At 66.3% G+C, this 18,442-nt stretch carries 18 protein-coding genes; 9 read left to right on the plus strand and 9 right to left on the minus strand.

What is annotated here, in order from left to right; all coding sequences use genetic code 11:
• Positions 1–99: 99 nt before the first annotated feature.
• The 4 genes from VI480_RS05605 to VI480_RS05620 form a co-directional block, all read right to left on the minus strand.
• Positions 100–1,227: an ABC transporter substrate-binding protein gene (locus VI480_RS05605; RefSeq protein WP_416246645.1), complete on the minus strand. Its 1,128-nt coding sequence runs from the start codon at positions 1,225–1,227 to the stop codon at positions 100–102.
• A gap of 435 nt (positions 1,228–1,662) precedes the next feature.
• Positions 1,663–2,292, minus strand: coding sequence for a response regulator transcription factor (locus VI480_RS05610; protein ID WP_323671839.1), 630 nt, complete (start codon positions 2,290–2,292; stop codon positions 1,663–1,665).
• On the minus strand, positions 2,292–3,473 hold the full coding sequence (locus tag VI480_RS05615; protein WP_323671840.1) for a GAF domain-containing sensor histidine kinase: 1,182 nt from the start codon (positions 3,471–3,473) through the stop codon (positions 2,292–2,294). Before VI480_RS05615 ends, VI480_RS05610 begins: the two co-directional genes overlap by 1 nt.
• Positions 3,474–3,538: 65 nt before the next feature.
• Positions 3,539–5,089: an amidase gene (locus VI480_RS05620; RefSeq protein ID WP_323671841.1), complete on the minus strand. Its 1,551-nt coding sequence runs from the start codon at positions 5,087–5,089 to the stop codon at positions 3,539–3,541.
• A 78-nt stretch (positions 5,090–5,167) separates the two neighbouring features.
• Here VI480_RS05620 and VI480_RS05625 point away from each other — a divergent pair, with 78 nt between their 5' ends.
• Positions 5,168–5,440, plus strand: coding sequence for a hypothetical protein (locus tag VI480_RS05625; protein WP_323671842.1), 273 nt, complete (start codon positions 5,168–5,170; stop codon positions 5,438–5,440).
• Positions 5,441–5,460: 20 nt separating this feature from the next.
• On the opposite strand, the gene VI480_RS05630 is transcribed toward VI480_RS05625, so the two are convergent.
• Entirely contained in the window at positions 5,461–5,784 is a 324-nt protein-coding gene (locus VI480_RS05630) for a hypothetical protein (RefSeq protein WP_323671843.1), read from the minus strand.
• Positions 5,785–6,058: 274 nt separating this feature from the next.
• The gene (locus tag VI480_RS05635) at positions 6,059–6,400 is read right to left on the minus strand and encodes a hypothetical protein (RefSeq protein ID WP_323671844.1); all 342 of its coding nucleotides are present in this window, start codon (positions 6,398–6,400) and stop codon (positions 6,059–6,061) included.
• An 89-nt stretch (positions 6,401–6,489) separates the two neighbouring features.
• Between VI480_RS05635 and VI480_RS05640 the strand changes: the two genes are divergently transcribed.
• The 3 genes from VI480_RS05640 to VI480_RS05650 all read left to right on the plus strand — a co-directional run bounded on the left by VI480_RS05640 (position 6,490) and on the right by VI480_RS05650 (position 8,506).
• Positions 6,490–6,849, plus strand: coding sequence for a hypothetical protein (locus tag VI480_RS05640; protein WP_323671845.1), 360 nt, complete (start codon positions 6,490–6,492; stop codon positions 6,847–6,849).
• Between the two features lie 128 nt (positions 6,850–6,977).
• On the plus strand, positions 6,978–7,166 hold the full coding sequence (locus VI480_RS05645) for a hypothetical protein (protein ID WP_323671846.1): 189 nt from the start codon (positions 6,978–6,980) through the stop codon (positions 7,164–7,166).
• Positions 7,167–7,195: 29 nt separating this feature from the next.
• Positions 7,196–8,506 (plus strand): DUF4032 domain-containing protein, encoded by a 1,311-nt coding sequence (locus tag VI480_RS05650; RefSeq protein WP_323671847.1) that lies wholly within the window; start codon positions 7,196–7,198, stop codon positions 8,504–8,506.
• A 63-nt stretch (positions 8,507–8,569) separates the two neighbouring features.
• Here the strand turns inward: VI480_RS05650 and betC are convergent, their stop codons facing one another.
• Positions 8,570–10,210 carry a choline-sulfatase gene (betC, locus tag VI480_RS05655; protein WP_323671848.1) on the minus strand — a complete coding sequence of 547 codons (1,641 nt, stop codon included), beginning with the start codon at positions 10,208–10,210 and terminating at the stop codon, positions 8,570–8,572.
• A gap of 123 nt (positions 10,211–10,333) precedes the next feature.
• The gene (locus VI480_RS05660; protein WP_323671849.1) at positions 10,334–10,624 is read right to left on the minus strand and encodes a DUF983 domain-containing protein; all 291 of its coding nucleotides are present in this window, start codon (positions 10,622–10,624) and stop codon (positions 10,334–10,336) included.
• A 218-nt stretch (positions 10,625–10,842) separates the two neighbouring features.
• On the opposite strand from VI480_RS05660, the gene VI480_RS05665 reads away from it, so the two are divergent.
• A complete protein-coding gene (locus VI480_RS05665) occupies positions 10,843–11,466 on the plus strand; it encodes a helix-turn-helix domain-containing protein (RefSeq protein WP_323671850.1) in 624 nt (207 codons plus the stop codon).
• Between the two features lie 103 nt (positions 11,467–11,569).
• Here VI480_RS05665 and VI480_RS05670 read toward each other — a convergent pair whose 3' ends face one another.
• Positions 11,570–12,103: a hypothetical protein gene (locus VI480_RS05670; RefSeq protein WP_323671851.1), complete on the minus strand. Its 534-nt coding sequence runs from the start codon at positions 12,101–12,103 to the stop codon at positions 11,570–11,572.
• A 214-nt stretch (positions 12,104–12,317) separates the two neighbouring features.
• Between VI480_RS05670 and VI480_RS05675 the strand changes: the two genes are divergently transcribed.
• The 4 genes from VI480_RS05675 to VI480_RS05690 form a co-directional block, all read left to right on the plus strand.
• Positions 12,318–13,385, plus strand: a complete 1,068-nt coding sequence (locus VI480_RS05675; RefSeq protein ID WP_323671852.1) for a hypothetical protein — start codon at positions 12,318–12,320, stop codon at positions 13,383–13,385.
• Between the two features lie 10 nt (positions 13,386–13,395).
• A complete protein-coding gene (locus VI480_RS05680; protein ID WP_323671853.1) occupies positions 13,396–16,185 on the plus strand; it encodes a hypothetical protein in 2,790 nt (929 codons plus the stop codon).
• On the plus strand, positions 16,182–17,600 hold the full coding sequence (locus VI480_RS05685) for a hypothetical protein (RefSeq protein ID WP_323671854.1): 1,419 nt from the start codon (positions 16,182–16,184) through the stop codon (positions 17,598–17,600). Before VI480_RS05680 ends, VI480_RS05685 begins: the two co-directional genes overlap by 4 nt.
• Positions 17,601–17,640: 40 nt before the next feature.
• The coding region (locus VI480_RS05690; protein ID WP_323671855.1) for a Fic family protein at positions 17,641–18,442 on the plus strand (802 nt) is incomplete at its 3' end.

Genomic DNA, 18,442 nt, shown 5'->3' on the forward strand with positions numbered 1-18,442 from the left:
GCTCCGTTGTTCTTCAGGTTCAGAACACAGCCGCAGGAAGGCGCCGAGGGGTGTTGGCGCCTTCCTGCGACTGGATGTCGCCAGCTCCGCAGCTTGGGATCAGGGAGTGAACTGCTGGTTCGTGTCGGGGCTGGCGATGAGGTCGCAGACGTCCTGCTCGAACGACGGCGGGATGTTGTCGAACGTCTCGAAGACGTCGAAGCCGTTGCTGGCATTGGCCCGGGCCAGACTCACTGGCTGGACCAGGTGGTGCGAACCCCCGTCCAGACTCACCTCGCCCTTCGGGCTGGAGAAGCTGACGCCGCTTTCGAGCTGAGCGATCACAGCATCGCGGTCCAATGTCCCTGCTGCGTTCACTGCGTCAGCCCACAGGTGCCACCCCTCCCAGACGTACACAGCGAGGTCGGTGATATAGGGGTAGTCGCTGCCGAACTCGCCGTGCCATGCAGCGACGAATTCCCCGTTGGCCGCGGTGTCGAGCTCTTCGAAATACGGATAGGCGACGATGATGCCTTCAGAGGAGGCTGCATCGAGCGCCACCTGCTCGCTGCCCAGACCGAACGTCGTTGACACGATCGGGATATCGGCGTTGACCCCGGCCGCGTTGTACTGGCTGTAGAACGACATGTGAGCGCCCCCGACCAGCAGCGAAACGACCGCATCGGGATTCGCGTCCTGCACTTCTGAGATCGTGGTGCCGAATTCGGCCACGTCGAGCGGGAAGAAATCCTCGCCCACGATCTCGCCGCCGTTGGCGGCCGCATATTCGCGGACCCAGTCCGCCGAGATCTGGCCGTAGTTGTAGTCCGCGGCGAGCACGTACAGGCGCGGCCCCATGTTCTCGATGGCCCACGGGATCAGAACCTGGAGCTGCTGGGTTGGCACGACGCCGGTGACGAACGTATTGCGGTCGCAGACCCCGCCCTCATAGAGGACGTTGTAGAAGTACAGCAATTCGGCTTCGTCGAAGATCGGACGAATTGCCTCACGCGACGCGCTGGTGATGCCTGCATGGACCACCGCGAGGTCTTCGGCCACCAGCCGGTCGGCGCCGGCGATGTACTCGTTCTGATCGGACTTTGAGTCGAGAGCCACAAGCTCGAGTTGGCGACCGAGCACACCGCCTTTCGCATTGATGTCGGCGATCGCGAGCCGCGTCGCGTCAGCCATCGGCGTGCCGTATATGTTCAGCGGCCCGGTTTCGTCGAGGAGGCTTCCGACTCGAATCGGTTCGGTATCCGCTGGAGCAGCAGGTTCGTCCGCGGCAGTGTCATCCGCTTCGTCGGCAGCCGTGGTCTCTGGGGCCTCGGCCGCCGTATCTGCGGTTCCCGCGTCCGCGGCCGCTGCAGTGTCTGCGGCCGGTTCGGCGTCATCATCACTGCTGGTGCAAGCCGCCGCCGTCAGCGCAAGTGCGACGATTGCGACGGCGAGTCTGGATAGACGACTGCGGGCGCTGCGCCCGGACACACTTGGATTTGCAGACATAGGAACTGGCCTCCCCTTCGTGACGCTTCAGCCGTCGACCGCGGTCGCCGCTCGCCACGGCTCCTACGGCGCGATCGGCTTGATGCGTGTTCTGGGCAGTGCTTATGGCCCTGATACGAGTCGCCAACACACGCGATTGCAGGGTTGGGCGGAATTACCCGCGAATGCAGGTACGCGCTAGAGCAGTCGCAACTCGCGGGCTACCGCCACGGCTTCGATGCGGTTGCGAGCGTGCAGTTTCGACAGCAGCGCTTGTGTGTAGCTGCGCACCGTGTTCTCGGCCAGATGCAACTCGGCGGCGATCTCCTTGCTGGTGCGTCCCAGTGCCATCACGCACAGGACCTCGTATTCGCGCAGGGTCAGCGACTCGTAGACGCCGCCTTCATCTCCGAGCCGCAGCGCACGAGCTTTCGGGTCGACGACCAGCGACGGATCGACGTAGATCTCGCCGGTCATCACGCGACGCAGTGCATCGACCAGATTGCTGGCGTCCTTCAGCACGACTCCTACCGCGCCGGCGTTCAGGCAGGCTCGCAGCGGCTCCCGATCGTCAAAGGCGGTATGAATGATGATGCGAGACGTCCGCGAAGCGTCGGCCAGCAGCCGGCACAGGTGCGGTGCGAAGCTGTCCCCCAGCTTGAGGTCCAACAGCACTAGGTCAGGCCCGAGCGATTTCGCGAGCGCCACCCCATCGACCCCGTTTGTGGCCTCGCCGATCATGGTGAATTCCGTCTGGCCGGCCAACAGCTGGCGGACTCCGTCGATCACAACCGGATGGTCGTCGATCACCAGGACTGAAGCGGTCATCAGTGCTCGCCGACGGGCATGGTGATGCGGACCGTTGTCCCGCCATCCTCTCCAGGCCGCACCTCTAGGTCGCCGCCTTGGCGTTGTGCTTGTCGCAACATCGAGGCCAAGCCCCAGTGTCGATCGCCGGACGGAATCACGAGGAGCTCGAATCGTTCTGGCAGCCCGTGGCCGTCGTCCTGTATCACCAGCGAGACTTCTGCGTCTCGGAATTCCAGCGTTGCGACGACCATGGATGCCTGCGCGTGTTGTTCGATGTTGAAGAAGGCTTGGCGGGCGATGCTGACGAGCGCAGCCTCGACTCGTTGCGGCAACGGACGAATGGCGCCCCGCACGACGAAGTGCGCCATGAGTCCCGATCTGGCTGCTAAGTCGTCTATTTCGCTTTGAAGCGCAACTGTGGCGGACTCGTTGGAATCGCCGGGCTCGGTGACATTGAATGCCTGGCGCATTCGTTGGGTCGCTTCTTGGGCCTGGCGCTCGATGCGCTCGGCGATCGCGGACTGGCTCCCATTTCCTCCGTCTCGCAGACACTGAGCAGCCACGCTGATCGAGAACAGCAGCTGGCTGACGTCATCGTGGAGATCGGTCGCAATGCGCTGACGTTCAGCGTCGACGTGTCGACGGATGGCTGTGGCGGCTCGAATCGACGCAGCCATCATTGGCGCCAGGTTGATCGCCGCTTCTTCGAGCAGCACTTTGGATCTGTCGCCGATAGACCCGATAGAGCGCAGCCCGCCGTAGAGGATCCCTACGAGTTCGTCGTCGTACTCGACGGGCACAGCCACCATGCCGCCGAGCCCTTCAGCGGACACGACATCGGCGAAATGGTTCGTGATGCGCGGATCTGTGGTGTAGTTCTCCACCTCGATCGGTCGGCGCTCGATCATCACCCGGCCGCCCATGCCCTCGCCCGCCGAGACCTGAACTTGGCGAAAGCGGTCGGTGCGTGCTCCATGAACACCGCGCATCGCGTAGTGCGACAAGCCGTCGCGTACGGCCACCGACACAAGAGGAAGTCCCAGGAGTCGATGCAGCAGCGTCGCGGTGCGCTGGGCGAGCGCTCCTGGATCGAGGAATCCAATCAGCGTCTCGCTGAGGTCCGCGAGCCGTTCGAGATCCTCTAGGCGGGCAGCTTCACTGCCTCCAATGCCGTTCCCCCCCGGCCTGACTTCAGCCATGGCTCCCTCGCGCTCCGAGACCGATGGTTCCCCAATCAATAGAGCACGATTCGTGTGCCCTTCGTTCAGCCGTCGAGCCTTTCCTTTGCCATCGGAGATAGGGCGAATCCGCCCACCAGCTTTTCATAGGCCCGGCCCACCCGAATCAGCGTGCGCTCGTCCCACTGTCTGCCCACAATGCTCATGCCCACAGGCATTCCGCCGCCTGCGGCGACCGGAATCGTCAGGTCAGGATTGCCCGTCACGTTTGAGACCGCCGTATTGGGGATCATCTCCAGCGCACGTGCCACGTACTCGTCGATTGGGGCGTCGCTCGAGGGAATCTTCGTTGCCGGGAACGGCAGCGTCGGGTAGCACAGCACGTCATAGTCAGCGAGCGCGGCGTCTACGGCAGCGTTGATCTTCGGGCGGACGTTGGAAGCGCGGGCATAGGCCCCTCCACCTGTGTGCGAGAACGTGTGCTCAGCACATAGGAGCACGAACTTGAGCGTTTTGGATGTCAGCTCAGCGTGTGCCCTCCAACCACGATGTGTGTGCTCGATCTGCTCGGGATCGAACAGACCCCGGTAGTTCATGCCGTAGCCATTGCCGCGGATCATCTGCCACATTGCTCCATCAGTGGCGATGACGTTCCAGACGTGCAGCGCGTCCCGGTGCTCGGGCACCGAGACGCTCTCAACGGCCGCTCCTGCGTCCGCGAGGCGACCGGCGGCTGCCTCCACGAGTGCGTCCGACACCGGATCGCTGAGCCCTTCCCAGCCGAATCCCTCGGCGACCACTCCGATCTTGAGCCCGTCGATGCCGTCGTCCATGCCGTCGGAATAGTTGATGCCCGATGGCGCGTGCGGTTGGCGCGGATCGTTGCCGTCAGGACCCGCGATCGCTGTCAGGAACGTTGCGAGATCATCCATGTTCCGGGCGATCGGCCCCAGATGATCGATGGTCCACTCGATCGGATAGGCCCCGGTGTAAGGAACCAGGCCAAAGGTGGGCTTCAGCCCGACGTTGCCGCAGAACGCGGACGGCATCCGGATCGATCCGCCCTGGTCGCCGGCGATGGCCATGTCCACCTCGCCGGCTGCGACGAGCGCGCCGCTTCCGCCTGACGATCCCCCTGAGGTGCGTGAGGTGTCCCAAGGGTTGCGAATGGGGCCCGTCGCGCAGGTGTGGCTGGCTCCCGAGAAGCAGAGGTCTTCGCAGGCCGATTTTCCGAGGATTCGGCCGCCTGCCGCAAGGATGCGCGAGACAACCGTGGCGTCGATTGTCGGCACGTAGCCCTCGACGATTCGAGAACCGTTCATCATCGGAACACCCGCTACGGCCACGTTGTCCTTGATGGCGAACGTCTTGCCTGACAGAGGTCCCGAATCGATGTCTTGGAGGTCGCATCGCACATACCAGGCGCCGAGCTCGTTGTCGGCATCGTCTGGCCGGTAGCTGCTGCGGTCGGGAGCCTCGGGCTTGGACCCGTCGTACATCGCATCGACGTACTCGTATGAACCCAACGCGCCTTCGATCAGCGCCTGATACACCGAGAGCTCGTCGTCATGAAGCCCCAGACTCCAGCGCTGCGAAATCTCGCGCAGCTCATCCAGATCGGGTACTGGAACGGCCACCGCTACCCCCATGTCGTCCGTCTTCGCGACCCCTTTCAGGGCCGAGCCGCTCGCAGCGTAAGTTCGCCCGCGAACGCCATGTCACCTGCAATTGCGGGTATCTGGAACTGGGGCAACCGACCCGCCGCCGGGCAGTCGATCGTGCTGCGTTCGGTTCAGGGCGGCGTGAGGGCGGACTACGCCTACGAGGTCCACCCCCACGATGAGGGCACCTCACGAGTCACGCTGACCGCCGACTGCCAGAGCACGGGCGTGCTGTGGCGTGTGATGTGGCCCCTGCTGCGCATCGCCATCCGAGCGTCCGACGCCAAGCAGCTCAGACTCCTGCGGGCCACGCTCGAAGACACCTGACCGCCCGCGCTGCTGCTGGATCAGCGTGCTCGGCGAGCTCTGCGGACCTGGCGTACTGCCTCGACGGCGATGTCGGCTGCCTCGTCTTCGGAGAGGTCGGTGTTCCTCGCGGCACTTTCGGCGAGGTCAGCGCTGAGAGCAGCAGCGTCGGCCGAGTAGAGCGCCCAAGCTGACTGTCGGGTGATGCCCAGGGCCCTGCCGATGGCCTCCCACGTGGCCCCTGCCTCGCGAGCCGCAGCCACCGTCTCGCGCTTGAGTTCATCGCACTCATCGATGGCGCGCACGAGTTCGCGCAGCGCGTCGATGGGCTTCGCCGGCAGGCGGTCGTGAGCGATGAGGCTCATGTTTGTCAGTTTAACCTGACAAACAAGCTCTGGCCGCCGCGGGAGTCCTGGCGATGGTGCAGAGACCTCTTCCGTCAGTCGCTGCAGTTCCTTGGCGAGACCGCTCGTGCAGCCCGGATCGACAAACGACCTACGTCGGCGGCTACTCGCCGAAGCTTGGCGTGGGCCTAGCTGATGTTCCCAAGGACCTGTTTCGTCCCAAGACAACTGAAGAGCTCATCAACGAAGGCCACAGTTAGAACCCCTGCGCCGCTCGACCAGAAGCGACGAGCCGTCAGATGGACGGTGTCACCCGCCATTTTTCGACTCGCCGCTCATGGCGCCGTTGCCTGCGGTCAGCGCGTGCCTGGTTGCGTTCAACAGCGATCGCGCTGAGCGGGTACCGATCGCGTCCCTTGTGCAGCCACCATGCCCCGAAGAAGGGAATCAGCACGAAGCATGCGGCCGTGGCGGCGATTGCGGCGAACGGGCCTCCGGGGAACCAGTACTCGGGAAATATCAAGAAGAGTGAGGGGATCGCCCACGTGGACCTGAACGCCCACCATTCGGCCCGGCTGCGATGCTGCGGGTGCTTCTTCAGCATCCTGGCGAGCACTCGCCAATAGCCCGGCTTCACGGCAGACAACCTAGCCACCGGCCCCTCCCGCTCCTGTGCGCTGTCGGGCGGCGACATTGCGGGCGCGGCGCGCTGGTTGACTGGCGCTCATGAGTTCGGCACCCAGTCTCGACGGGCGGGTCTTTGTCGGCGTTGCCAACGATCCTGGGGGCGACGTGGGGTCAGAGACGCGCTTCGAGTACCACGAGGAAGCCGACGGAGTCGTGTGGGCGCGCTACCAGGGCGGCACGGTGCGGCTCGGTCATCTCGTCGGGCGGCGCGACGGCGACGATCTGGACTTCCGCTATTCGCATCTGACGACGGGCGGGACGACAGCCAACGGGCACTGCCGCAGCCGCATCGTCGTGTCAGACGACGGGCCGCTCGAGCTGCACGAGGAATGGGAGTGGGAGAGCCAGCCCGGCGCCGGCACCAGCCTCGTCCGCGAGATCGCTGCTGCTGACGACTAGAGGTCTTCGATCGCTCGGGGTGCTTCTTCGCGCATGGCCTTGATGCTGTCGCGCTGCCAGCCGTCGCAATCATCGGTTGGCAGGAAATTCAGTTCCGCGCCAGCGACCTCATCGGGTAGCCAAGTGCCATGACGGAGCACAACACGACCGAAGACGCACGAGACCTGGCCTCGACTCATCGCGCCGAGTTCCACGCTGGCGCACAAGCGCTTGAGAGGTTGGACGTTCTCGTTGCCGACGTGCTCGAAGAAACAGGTCTGACCGAGGACGAACTGGTGGCCGAGATCCTCGGCGCCGACGATGGCCGCGACCGGTGAGTCGATGCGTTGGTTGACTTGCGCTTGTGATGACCGCATCTCAAGCCGGGGCTGAGTCGGGGCTTTCGATCCTCACCCGGCAGGAGCATCCCGACTATCTGGACCTGCCGTGGGATCGGCCGCTTGAGCAGTGGCACGACGTCACCGAGCGGCTGATCCGGGTGCGGCGGGGGCTCAGCCGCCACATCGTGCGGATGGTGCAGTACGACGGCCGGGTCTATGCCCTCAAGGAGACCTCCCAGGCGTTGGCCGAGCACGAGTACCGCGTGCTGCGCCAGCTCGAGGACGAGCGGCTCCCGGCGGTGCGCGCCGTCGGGGTGGTGAGCGGGCGCCGTGCCGCCGACGGCTCGGAGCTCGACTCGGTCCTGATCACCCGCTTCTTGGACTTCGCCCTTCCCTACCAGTACCTGTTCCGCACGACGTCGCCCTCGCTGCTGCGCGACCGGCTCCTCGATGCGGCCGTGGTGCTGTTCACCCGGCTGCACCTCGAAGGCGTGTACTGGGGCGACATCTCGCTGGCGAACATCCTGTTCCGGCGCGACGCCGGTGCCCTGATGGCGTACCTGGTCGACGCCGAGACCGCAGAGTGCCGCCCGGCGCTGACCGATTCGCTGCGGGCGCACGACCTCGCCGTCGGGGTCGAGAACATCACGGGGGGCCTGTACGACGCCATCGCCGGCGGGCTGCTCGAGGACGACGTCGACCCGGTCGAGATCACCGACGACCTCGTCGACCGGTACCACCGCGTCTGGGCCGAACTGACACGAGAAGACGAGATCTCCGCGGACGAACGCTGGCGTATCAATGAGCGAATCCAGCGCCTGAACGCGATGGGATTCGATGTGGAGGAGCTGTCGGTGGTGCGATCCTCCGACGGTTCCCGGCTGAGAATCCGGCCGGTCGTGGTCGAGGAAGGGCACGCTCACCTGCGTCTGCGAAAGCTGACCGGGCTCGAAGTGCAGGAGAACCAAGCCCGCACGCTGCTCAACGCACTCGACGCCTATGGCCTGTCGCTCGAGCACCAAGCCGGCGGGGCGTTGCCTGAGGCCGTGAAGGCATACCGGTGGCTGTCAGAGCGCTACGAACCGGTCATCGCGGCGATCCCGGCCCGGTACCGGGACCGGCTCGACGACGCCCAGCTCATCTACGAGTTCATCGAGCACCGCAATGCGCTCTCCCGGGCCGCCGGTCGGCAGATCGAGAACGAGGAAGCCCTGGTGACCTTCGTCGACGAGGTGCTCGACGGGCTTCCCAAGGAGAAGGCCATCATCGACCAGGAAGACGAGGCTGATCCCTACGACGCCTTCCTCCGCCGGACAGGAGAGACACGGAGCGCCTGAGGCTGCTGTGTCCGCGGATTCGGCGGGCGAGGCTCGTGCGGCTGGGTCGCTTCGGCCCGGCGCTCAGCGGGGGGTGGGGATGCGGCTGCCGCGGCTGGTGTGGAGCCAGTTCATGCCGTCGCGGACGTACTCGGCGGCGACGTTGCGCTGGGGGCTGTAGTCCCACCACGGGGTTCCCGCGGCGTGTGTCGCGGCGCTGACGACGCGCCGGGAGCGCTGCGACGCCAGAACTTGGTCGCGCAGGGCGGCGCTGTCCCAGCGTTGGGCGGTCTCTACGGCGAAGGCTGCGGCCAGTTCGGCGTAGGCGGGATCGGCCGCCAAGTTGTTGTGCTCGAGCGGATCGTCGACCAGGTCGTACAGCAGGGGCGGGTCGCCTTCGCAGTGGATCCACTTGTGGCGTCCCCGGCGGATCATGAACATCGGCTGGGTGGTCAGCACCGATGTGTACTCGCCGAACGCCTCGCCAGCGGCGTCGCTGCTGTCGCTGCGGTTGCCGTTGGTGCCGCCGCCACTGCTGCCCCCGCCGTCGCTGTTGCCGCCCCCGCTGTTGTCGCCTGCGCCGGCCCCGCCGCTCGACGCCAGCTCCCACAGACTGCGCCCCGCGGGCGGTGTGCTCATCTCGGGCCAGCCGTCGCCACCGCCGCCGTCACCTCGCCCATCGGTCGCAATGTCGAGCAGCGTCGGCAGCAGATCCACCAGCGAGCACACGTCGGGCACAGCACGGTTGGCCACCCCTGGACCGGCCATCACGAACGGCACCCGCGCCGCCCGCTCGAAGAAGCACATCTTGAAGAACGTGCCGCGGTCGCCCAGCATGTCGCCGTGGTCGCTGATGACGATCACGACCGTGTCGTCGGTTCGTCCGGTCTCGTCCAGCACCTCCACCAGGCGCCCGACCCACGAGTCGAAGTAGCTGGTGTTGGCGTAGTAGCCGTGGCGGGCGCTGCGGCACTGCTCGGGGGTGGCGCCGACGCCTTCGGCTCCGATGCCACGCCACAGCCGCCGGGTGTGCGGATCGACCGCGCCGGGAGCGATCGGGTCGGGCAGGTCGACGTCGTCGTGGTCGTACAGGTCCCACCACCGCTGGCGGGCCTCGTAGGGATCGTGGGGATGGGTGAACGACGCCACCAGGAAGAACGGCCGCTCGTCGTCGGTTGCCCGGGCCAGGTCGTACAGGTGCCGCACCGCGGCGAACCCGGCCTCCTCGTCGAAGTCGTGCTGGTAGTTGGTCACCACCGGGCCCGCTTCGGACAGGCTGGCCACGGTGTACCAGTCGCTCGGCGGCACCCCCGCCGCCTCCCAGTCGGGCGTCAGCGCAAACCCCGAGGGGTAGATATCGGTGGTCAGGCGCTCCTCGAAGCCGTGGAGCTGGTCGGGGCCGATGAAGTGCATCTTTCCCGACAGCGTCGTGCGGTAGCCCAGCAGTCGCAGGTAGTGCGTCAGCGTCGGCACCGACGCCGCGAACTCGGCGCCGTTGTCCCACGCCCCGATCGACGCCGGCATCTGGCCCGACAGCATCGAGAACCTCGACGGCGCGCACAGCGGGAAGTTGCAGTACGCGGCATCGAAGCGGACGCCCCGCCCGGCGAGCGCATCCAGCGACGGGGTCCGCACCACCGGATGGCCGTAGGCGCCGGTGAAGTGGGGCGCCAGCTGATCCGCCATCACGATCAGGATGTTCGGGCGTCGTCCCGAGCGCGTCACCGAGCGGAACCTACACCCGCGCCTGCGGCCGCAGTGACCGCGCAAGCCGACGCCTGAGCCGTCCCGATGCTGCCCGACCCACCCGCCAGTCGTCGATGGGTTCGGACGGTGCGCCGGCGCCGGTCAGTCGAAGTCGCTCGGCTGCGGCGGCCTCATGAGCGCGTCGATGGCCGTCCACAAGGTGCGTGACACCGGGTCGAACAGCACCGGCGTCGCCACGCCGACCGGCAAGGCCAGCACCAGCAGCAGCACGCCGCTCACATCAGTGCCCCAGACCAGCATCGCTGCGATGACGGTCCCCAGCACCACCGCAGCGCTGACGACCGTGTTCACCGCCACAGCACCCAGCCAGTGACCCTCCATGCGTGCGAACTTCAGACCGCAGCTCGGGCAGCGCTCCCGAATGTCGAACATCCTCCACCGCCGAAACAGCCCGCGACCACCACAAGCCGGGCACGCCAACGTCACGCCCCGCCACAGCACCCGCACCGCCGCAGTCTGCCCGCCGCGCCCAGCCCCACCCGCAACGCCGTCACGGCCGCCGCCGGTGCTCCGACCATCTCGAGGTCCGATATCTATCAAAAATACAACAATCGTTGCATTTTTGCTCACTATCTGGTTAGGGTGCCCGCATGGATTTCGTGCATCCGGTGAGTTCTGTGATCCCAGGGGCGCAAGGACAAGTGCTGGCTGTGCTTGCAGAGACCTCCGCCGAACTCAACCTTCGCACTGTGGCTCGGCTGGCTGGCGTCAGCGCCTCACAAGCGTCGCGCGTCATTCCCGGCCTCGTGGATCTTGGCTTGGTGGAACGACGAGAGGTTCCGCCGTCGTCGCTGTTCTGTCTCAATCGAGAGAACGAGGCCGCTCGACTCGTCGTTGAACTCGCTCGACTCCGGGACAACGTGCTCGAGCGACTCGGCACCGCTGCGGCGGAGCTGCCACGGCCGCCTGCGAGCGTGATCATCTTCGGGTCATTCGCTCGCCGCGAAGCCGACCGGACAAGCGATATCGATGTCGTCTTCGTGCGCCCCGACGAGGTAGATCCTGACGATGATGCGTGGACCGCAGGGATCGACCGATGGCGCGAGAACGCCGCGGCGACAACGGGGAACGACATCGAAGTGATCGACATCGGCCTGACCGCGGCCGTCGGGAAGCTGTCTGACGGAGGGCAGTTGTGGGAGGAAATCGCCCGTGATGGCGTAGCCATCTTCGGTACGTCCCTTCAGGAGCTTCGGGACATGGCCGATGCCTAGATCGGCGCGGACTCGGCAAGTGTCAGCGGCGCAGGTGCGTGCATACGTTCGCAAGGCCCAAGAATTCGCCGACGCCGCCGCTGCGAGACGCAGGAGCGCCGGCTCAGCCTTCGCTGTCGAAGCTGCCGGGTGCCGGTGCAGCCAACGTGCCGATCCATCTCTTGAGTTCGCGACGTGAGGACAGCCAGACGATCGGGAGTTCGGGGCGCTGCGCGGCCAGTGCCCGGACACGGGGTGCGTGCTCGCGGCGAGTCCGGATCGCCCAGCGGATGATGTGGTCGGGATCAGTCAGGATCGTTCGCAGGGGCGGCTCGCGCAGGCCGTTCCACAGCTCGGTCCGGTGCCGCACCCGGCGCAGCGTCCGCCGGATGACCCGCCAGGTCACCAGCCAGCGCGGCAAGTCGAGAAAGACCAAGAGATCGGCGCGTTCGGCCAGCAGCGGGCGGGCAACGGTGTACTGCCACTCCGTGACCCACTCATCAGAAGCGGCCAGGGCGATGACATCGTCGCGAAACGTCGGTCTCGGTTCCCAGTTGGCACCGTGGTAGAGGCCGTCCATCTCCGCATACGGCAGGCCCCAATCGGCGGAAACCTGCCGTGCGAGCGTCGACTTGCCCGCTGCCACCGCACCCGCCACCAGGACCCGCCTAGGCCTTCCCGGCAGCGGATCAGACCACCTCAGAACCGGCACTCCGGCAAGGGTAGGCATGACCGGGCCACGAGCAGTCAGAACACCGGCACGACGCTGCATCCAACCGGCTTCGGCGGAGCGGTGTCGAGTTGACGGCAACTCGGTGTCAATCGGGCGCTGTGCCTGTCTGCCCCTCGGAGCGCGTAGTAAGCCGGACGGCATGGCAGGACGGTTGCGGCTGCGGGCCTGTGCTCGGGCCTTGGGAGCCGTTGCTGTCCTCGCTGCCGCAGCGTGCGGCTCGACCAGCCGGCCCGAACAGGTTTCGACCGCCGGGCCGCTCGCCGAAGAGAGCGCTCAACCGTCCCCGGCAACCGTCGCACCCACCATCGATGCGTTCGCGGCGTGCGATGACATCCCCGATGTCGAGAGCATGTTCGGGCCCGGGCCGGCCTACGACAGCCTTCCCTCATCGATATTCGACACCGTTGGGGAGTACGGGGCGAAGCACAGCGACGAGTTCGGCTTCATGTGGAATGGCGCGGCGCCCGGCGGGGCCATCGTTGCGGCGTTCACCGGCAACATCGAGGCCCACCGCCAAGCGCTGGAAGCGCTGCTGCCGCCGGACACGCCCTTCGACGTGGTCAAGGTCGATCATTCCCACGCAGCACTCCTGGACCTCCAGGCATCCATCGGGCGCCTCCAGGGAATACAAGGCATCGGCATCTGGACCGTGCGGAACCGGGTGTCGCTCGACTTCGTCGACCCGACGGACGCCACGCTCGAACTGCTCGCTGAGACCGTGCCCGCGGACATGATCTGCCTCGAGGTCATCTACAGCGTCGAGCCGCCCAGCGGTCCGCTCGACATCATCCCCCTCAACGCTGCCGGTGACCCACCGACCGACTGCTGGTGGGGCGGCAATGACCTCAGCTCCACCCGATGCGAGAACCGTGTGGTGCCGCCGCCCGGGCTCGGCCATGTCGCCGTCCACCTCGATCCCGCGGCGCTGCCGGACCCTGCCGACACCCGCATCCAGCTGCTGGTGACCGAAGCCGGCTGCACCAGCGGTCGCGAGATGGGAGATGCCCTGCGAGGGCCGCAGATCATCGAGACCGACCACGAAGTGCTGGTGGCCTTCGCCGTAGTGCCATACGTCGGCGCGGCCAACTGCCCCGACAACCCCGACGTTCACGCGACCGTCGAGTTGGCCCGGCCGTTGGGCGACCGTGCACTGCTCCACGGCGTCCTCGTGCCGCCCGAGCCGATCCAGCTCCGCCCCGACCACTAGGCGCGATGTCATGCCAGCACAGTCACCGCTGCGGGCCTGCGCTCGAGCCCTGGCAACTGTTGCGATTCTCGCGGCTGCGGCGTGCAGCCCCACCGCCGAGGAAGCGGATTCCCAAAAGCAACCTGACTCGACAACCGTCCTTGAGCCAGCAGCCAACAGGCTCGAGCTGTGCGAGGACATTCCTGAAATCGAGCCGAGCGGGATGGGCAATCTCGAGGGTGTTCTCGACCAGATCAGAGACCCCGACCCCCGGTATCGGGCCACCATCCGCCGTTACGGCCGAGAGCACGCGGCGACTCACGGCGGGGAGTGGTTCGACACTGATCGGCGCGGACTCATCGTCACCGCCTTCACCGACGAAGTCGAGGCTCATCGGGCGGCGATAGCAGCACTGGTGCCATCGAGTGTGAAGTTCGATGTCGTGCAGGTCAAGTTCTCAGAACAGGAGCTGTTGGCGGTGCACCACCGGCTCGGCGGTTTCATGGGGCCCGAGTACGGGTTGACAGGCGTTGGCCTGGGCACGAAGCGCAACCGGGTGCGGCTTCTGTTCACCGATCCGCCCCCTGGGGCGCTGGCCGAGATGGCGAAGCTCGCCCCCACCCACATGGTCTGTGCCGAGGTCTATCGAAGCCCGGAGCCTCCGAGCGGACCGTTGGAGGTGATTCCCGATCTCGCCACTGACGATCCGATGGTGGTCTGCGGGCGTTTCGGACCGATGCCGTATTCGAGGTTCATGGATCCGCCTCGCCTCGACGAAGTCGACCACCCCGCCACTGAGCGGCTGCGAGCGGCGCTCGACTCGCCGCCCGGCCGGCTGCTGCCAGCCGGCGACTACCGGGTTATGGACATCAGCGACGATGCCGTCAGATTCGCTGCGTTCAGCGATGACGGAATCAACGACGTGACCGTCGTCCACGGCGGAGGCCGATGGCGCATCGGGGACTGGAGCAGCAACGCTTACTCCTGCGATACCCGAGTCGCGCTTCCACCGGGTCTGGGTCATGTCGAGATGCATCTTGATCCTGGCGTGGGTGCCGGCTCGCTGCCCCAGCCAGACGACACCAGCGTGGACCTATTGGTGCAGGAGATGGATTGCGCTAACGGCCGCGAGATGGGTGACGCCCTCCAAGGACCGCAGATCGTCGAGACCGACGACGAGGTGCTGGTGGCGTTTGCCGTCATCCCGGTCTCAGGCGGAGCCAGCTGTCCTGGGAACCCGTCCGCCCGGGTCACGATCGAGCTGTCCGGGCCCCTTGGCGACCGTGCACTGCTCGACGGCACTTATCTCCCGCCCAAGGTCATCACTTTGCGGGAAGACCAGCGCTCCCAGGGCGCACACGAACCCCTTGGCGGCGTGCCAGCCGAGTTCGTGTCGATGTGGGGTCACAAGCGTGGGCATCCCTCCCATGACGCATTGCTGGAGGGCACGCTGGTCGTCGAGGCGCCGTGCGTGTATGTCGTTTCGAACATCGGCAGCGACGAGGCTGGCAGCGAACCGCGCTATGAGCGCTACCTGCTGCAGCTTCCTCGCTCGGGCACCGGTTACGACCCGGAGGCAGGTGAACTATGGGTGTGGGATGACGGCCCATTCGTGACCGGTGATCAAGTCGGAGCCGGCGGAGGGGAAGGCTCGCCGGCCGGTGACGCGGCTGACTGCAATTTCGACGCCGTGTGGGCCGCGACCGGTTTGACGCTGACCCCGCAGCCGAGTTTCCATGAGCTGCTCGAATCCTCTGACAAGGCGCGGCTTGCCTGGACAGTCAAGGCGTGGCGCTCGTTGATGGTCGACGAGGCGCCGTGGGCCGATGGCGCGGAATCGGTCGCGGAGATCGCCGGCGATTCCACCTTGGTCGTCATCGGTCGGCTTGAGTTCATCGACTACGACCCGATCTACGTGCCGCAGCGAGAGACCGACACACAGGACGCTCTACGCGCGATTGGCTTGTCGTACGCGAATGTGGGTGTGAGCGTCGAGCTAGTCGTGGCGGGCGGGTTCCGCCACCATCGCGCCGGCCTGATCCAAGTCTCGGTATGGCAGGACCGCAGCCTGCCTGAGGAGACGTTCGTCATCAAGGGCGACACGCGTCCTGCACTGCTGTTCCTGCAGGCGAAGGATGACTATTTCGCGTCTCGCGGCATCGACCCATCGACGCTGATCGAACGTCTCGATGCTGACACCGCAGCCAAGACGGCGGCCGCGTTGGACACCGGCTACTTCTTGACCTCGGTCGAAGGCGTCCTGATCGGAACACCCGACGGCTTGCTGAATCCGCTCCTGTCGCGTCAGCCCGGCACCGATGACGACGAACCGCTGTCGGCGATGCAGCGAGACGCCAATGCGATGAGCTTGCGTGAGCTTGAGCAGACCATCCGCGGCGCGTTGCCTCTCGTGTCGCCTGACATGGGAATCAGCGACGCTGTCAGCTATGCGCCGTCGCCTCCCTTTGAGGCGATGTTGTACGAGCACCAGTACGGCCCGCTGTCGATCGACGCCGATGTGCGGGTGGGCACACTCGTTCTTGAGCCGCCGTGCGCGTACCTGCTTGTCGTGCCCTCTGCCGGAGCCGAAGCGGGTGCCAGAGCTTCGGTTGAACGGCGTCTGCTGCACCTGCCGCGATTGGGTGCTCACTACGACGCCCAGACCGCAGAGCTGACGGTGTTCGGCAGAGGCCCGTTCGTCACTGGCGACCAAGTCGGCGCCATCGGAAACGAAGTCAATGATGGGCCGGATGCGCCATCGTGCAGCTACGACGCCACCTGGGGAGCGGTCCACATACGGCGAGCCAAGGACCTGCCGTGACTGACCGCTTTGTGCGACGCCGACGCCGGCTCAATGGCATGGCAGCGCGGCATCGGCTGTGCGCTTGGGGCTTGGGAGCTGTTGCGATCTTCGTCGCTGCGGCATGCGGCTCTGCCGACCAGGGCGGTCAAGTCTCGACTGCCGGGACGCGCACTCCTCTCGACTCGACGACGGTTTCTACGGCGGTTGCTCCTGTGACGGGCGAGTCGCCGGAATCGAGTGAGTCGTCGCCGGGCGCGGCAGCCGCGGTTTCGTCGACCGGCGAACCTGTCGCATGTGATGACATTCCTCGGCTCGAGAGTGCGGTCGAAGGCAACTTGGCCGGCACCCAGAACCCCTCTGACCGGCTGATTGGCATTATCCGTTCTTACGGCAACCAGCACGGGTCGTTCGCCGATCTGTGGATCGATCGCGCACACGGCGGCGCGCTGGTAGCTGCGTTCACCGATGACCTCGAAGACCATCGCCAGGCGCTCGCCGCCCTGCTGCCAGAAGGCACGCCTTTCGACGTCGTCCGTGCTGAGCATTCCGCTGCCGACCTCGACGCGGTCCGAGCAGTGATTCATGCCAACGCGGCCGAGCTTGAAGGCTTGAGCAGTTTCGGTGCCCCGGCGTCGCTCAACCGGGTCGAGATCAGCTTCGTCGACCCGCCCGCCGCCACGCTCGACCGGCTCGTCGAGCTGGTGCCTGCAGCGATGGTCTGCGTCGATGTCTTCTACCCACCCGAGCCGCCCGGCGGTCCTCTCGACATCATCCCGCTCGTCAACGCCAATGACCCGCTGGTGGAATGCCAGGGCATCGGGGAGGTGCGCTATTCCCGGCTGGTCGATCCGCTCTCGGTCGACGACGTCGATCATCCCGCCGTGGAGGTCCTCCGGGCGGAGATCGAAGCCCCCAGTCCCGAACCCTTGCCTGCTGGCGACTGGTCGGTGATGCGCATCGACGACGACAGAGTCACCTTTGCGATCATCGAGGGCAACGTGATTGCCGGGCGTGCATCGTTCCGTCTGACCGGCGACCGGTGGGTGCTATCGGGTTACGGGAGCGGAGGCCGCCCGTGCGAGGCCCGTGTCCCGCTCCCGCCCGGACTCGCCCATGTCGAAATCCACCTCGATCCCAACACCCCGCCCAGGCCCGCCAGCACCAGCATCTTCCTGCTCGTGCAGGAGATTGACTGCTCGAGTGGGCGCGAGATGGGCGATGCCCTTCAGGGACCGCAGGTCATCGAGACCGACGACGCAGTGCTGGTGGCATTGGCTGTGATTCCGGTCGCGGGCGGCGCCACCTGCCCAGGCAACCCGTTCACACCGGTGACGGTCGAGCTGTCCGGCCCCCTCGGCGATCGTGCGCTACTCAACGGCGCCGTGATGCCGCCCGCACCGATCGAGCCGCACCCCGACCGCAGCCTTCCGTAGATCCGATCATTGCGGAGAGTTCACCTAGTATCCTTCCGTAATGGAGGCGATTGCGGAAGGAACAGCAGGGCGGTCAGCGGCCGTCGAGTGGCGCGGTCGCACGGTCGCGGCATGGGTTCCAGCCGCGCTGTCTCGGCGCGACTTGACGCTGTCGACACCGGATGTTCGCAGTGCCGAGCGGGCCGTCGCGGCATTGCGGCTCGCTGATCAGCGGCTGCCTGCGACGTGGGAGGCGCTGGCACGCCTGCTGATGCGCCACGAGGGCATTGCGTCGTCGGGCATCGAAGGGCTGCGAGAACCGGTGACCTCGGTGCTCGTCGCCGAGCGCATCGGACTCGGCGGGGCGGCCGGGTGGGTGGCGGACAACCTTGCCGTGATCGACGGCTCCGTGCAGACCGCACACGAGACGCTGACCATCACGATGCTGCACGACTGGCACAACCGGTTGATGCGGAACAGCGACCTGCCCCCCGAGATGATCGGCACCTTCAGGCCGGCCTTGGGATGGGTCGGCGGCACCTCGCCCTCCGATGCGGCCTACATGCCCCCGCCGCCCGAGGAGATTCCGCGTCTGATGGATGACCTGGTGCGCTTCGCAGACGCCGACGATGACCTCGATGCGGTGTCACGCTCGGCGATCGCGCACGCGCAGTTCGAGGCGATTCACCCCTACGGCGACGGGAACGGCCGGCTCGGGCGGGTGCTGGTCAGTCGCATCCTGCGGCGCGCTGGTGTGACACAGCGTTCGGTGGCGCCGATCAGCATGGCGATCGCCCGCGACGCCGGCGGGTATCTCTCTGGGCTCCGCATGTTCGAGACCGGGCGCGCCGGGCCGTGGGTGC

Origin of the sequence: Candidatus Poriferisodalis multihospitum (assembly GCF_028283155.1) — a bacterium.
GTDB lineage: Bacteria > Actinomycetota > Acidimicrobiia > Acidimicrobiales > Poriferisodalaceae > Poriferisodalis > Poriferisodalis multihospitum.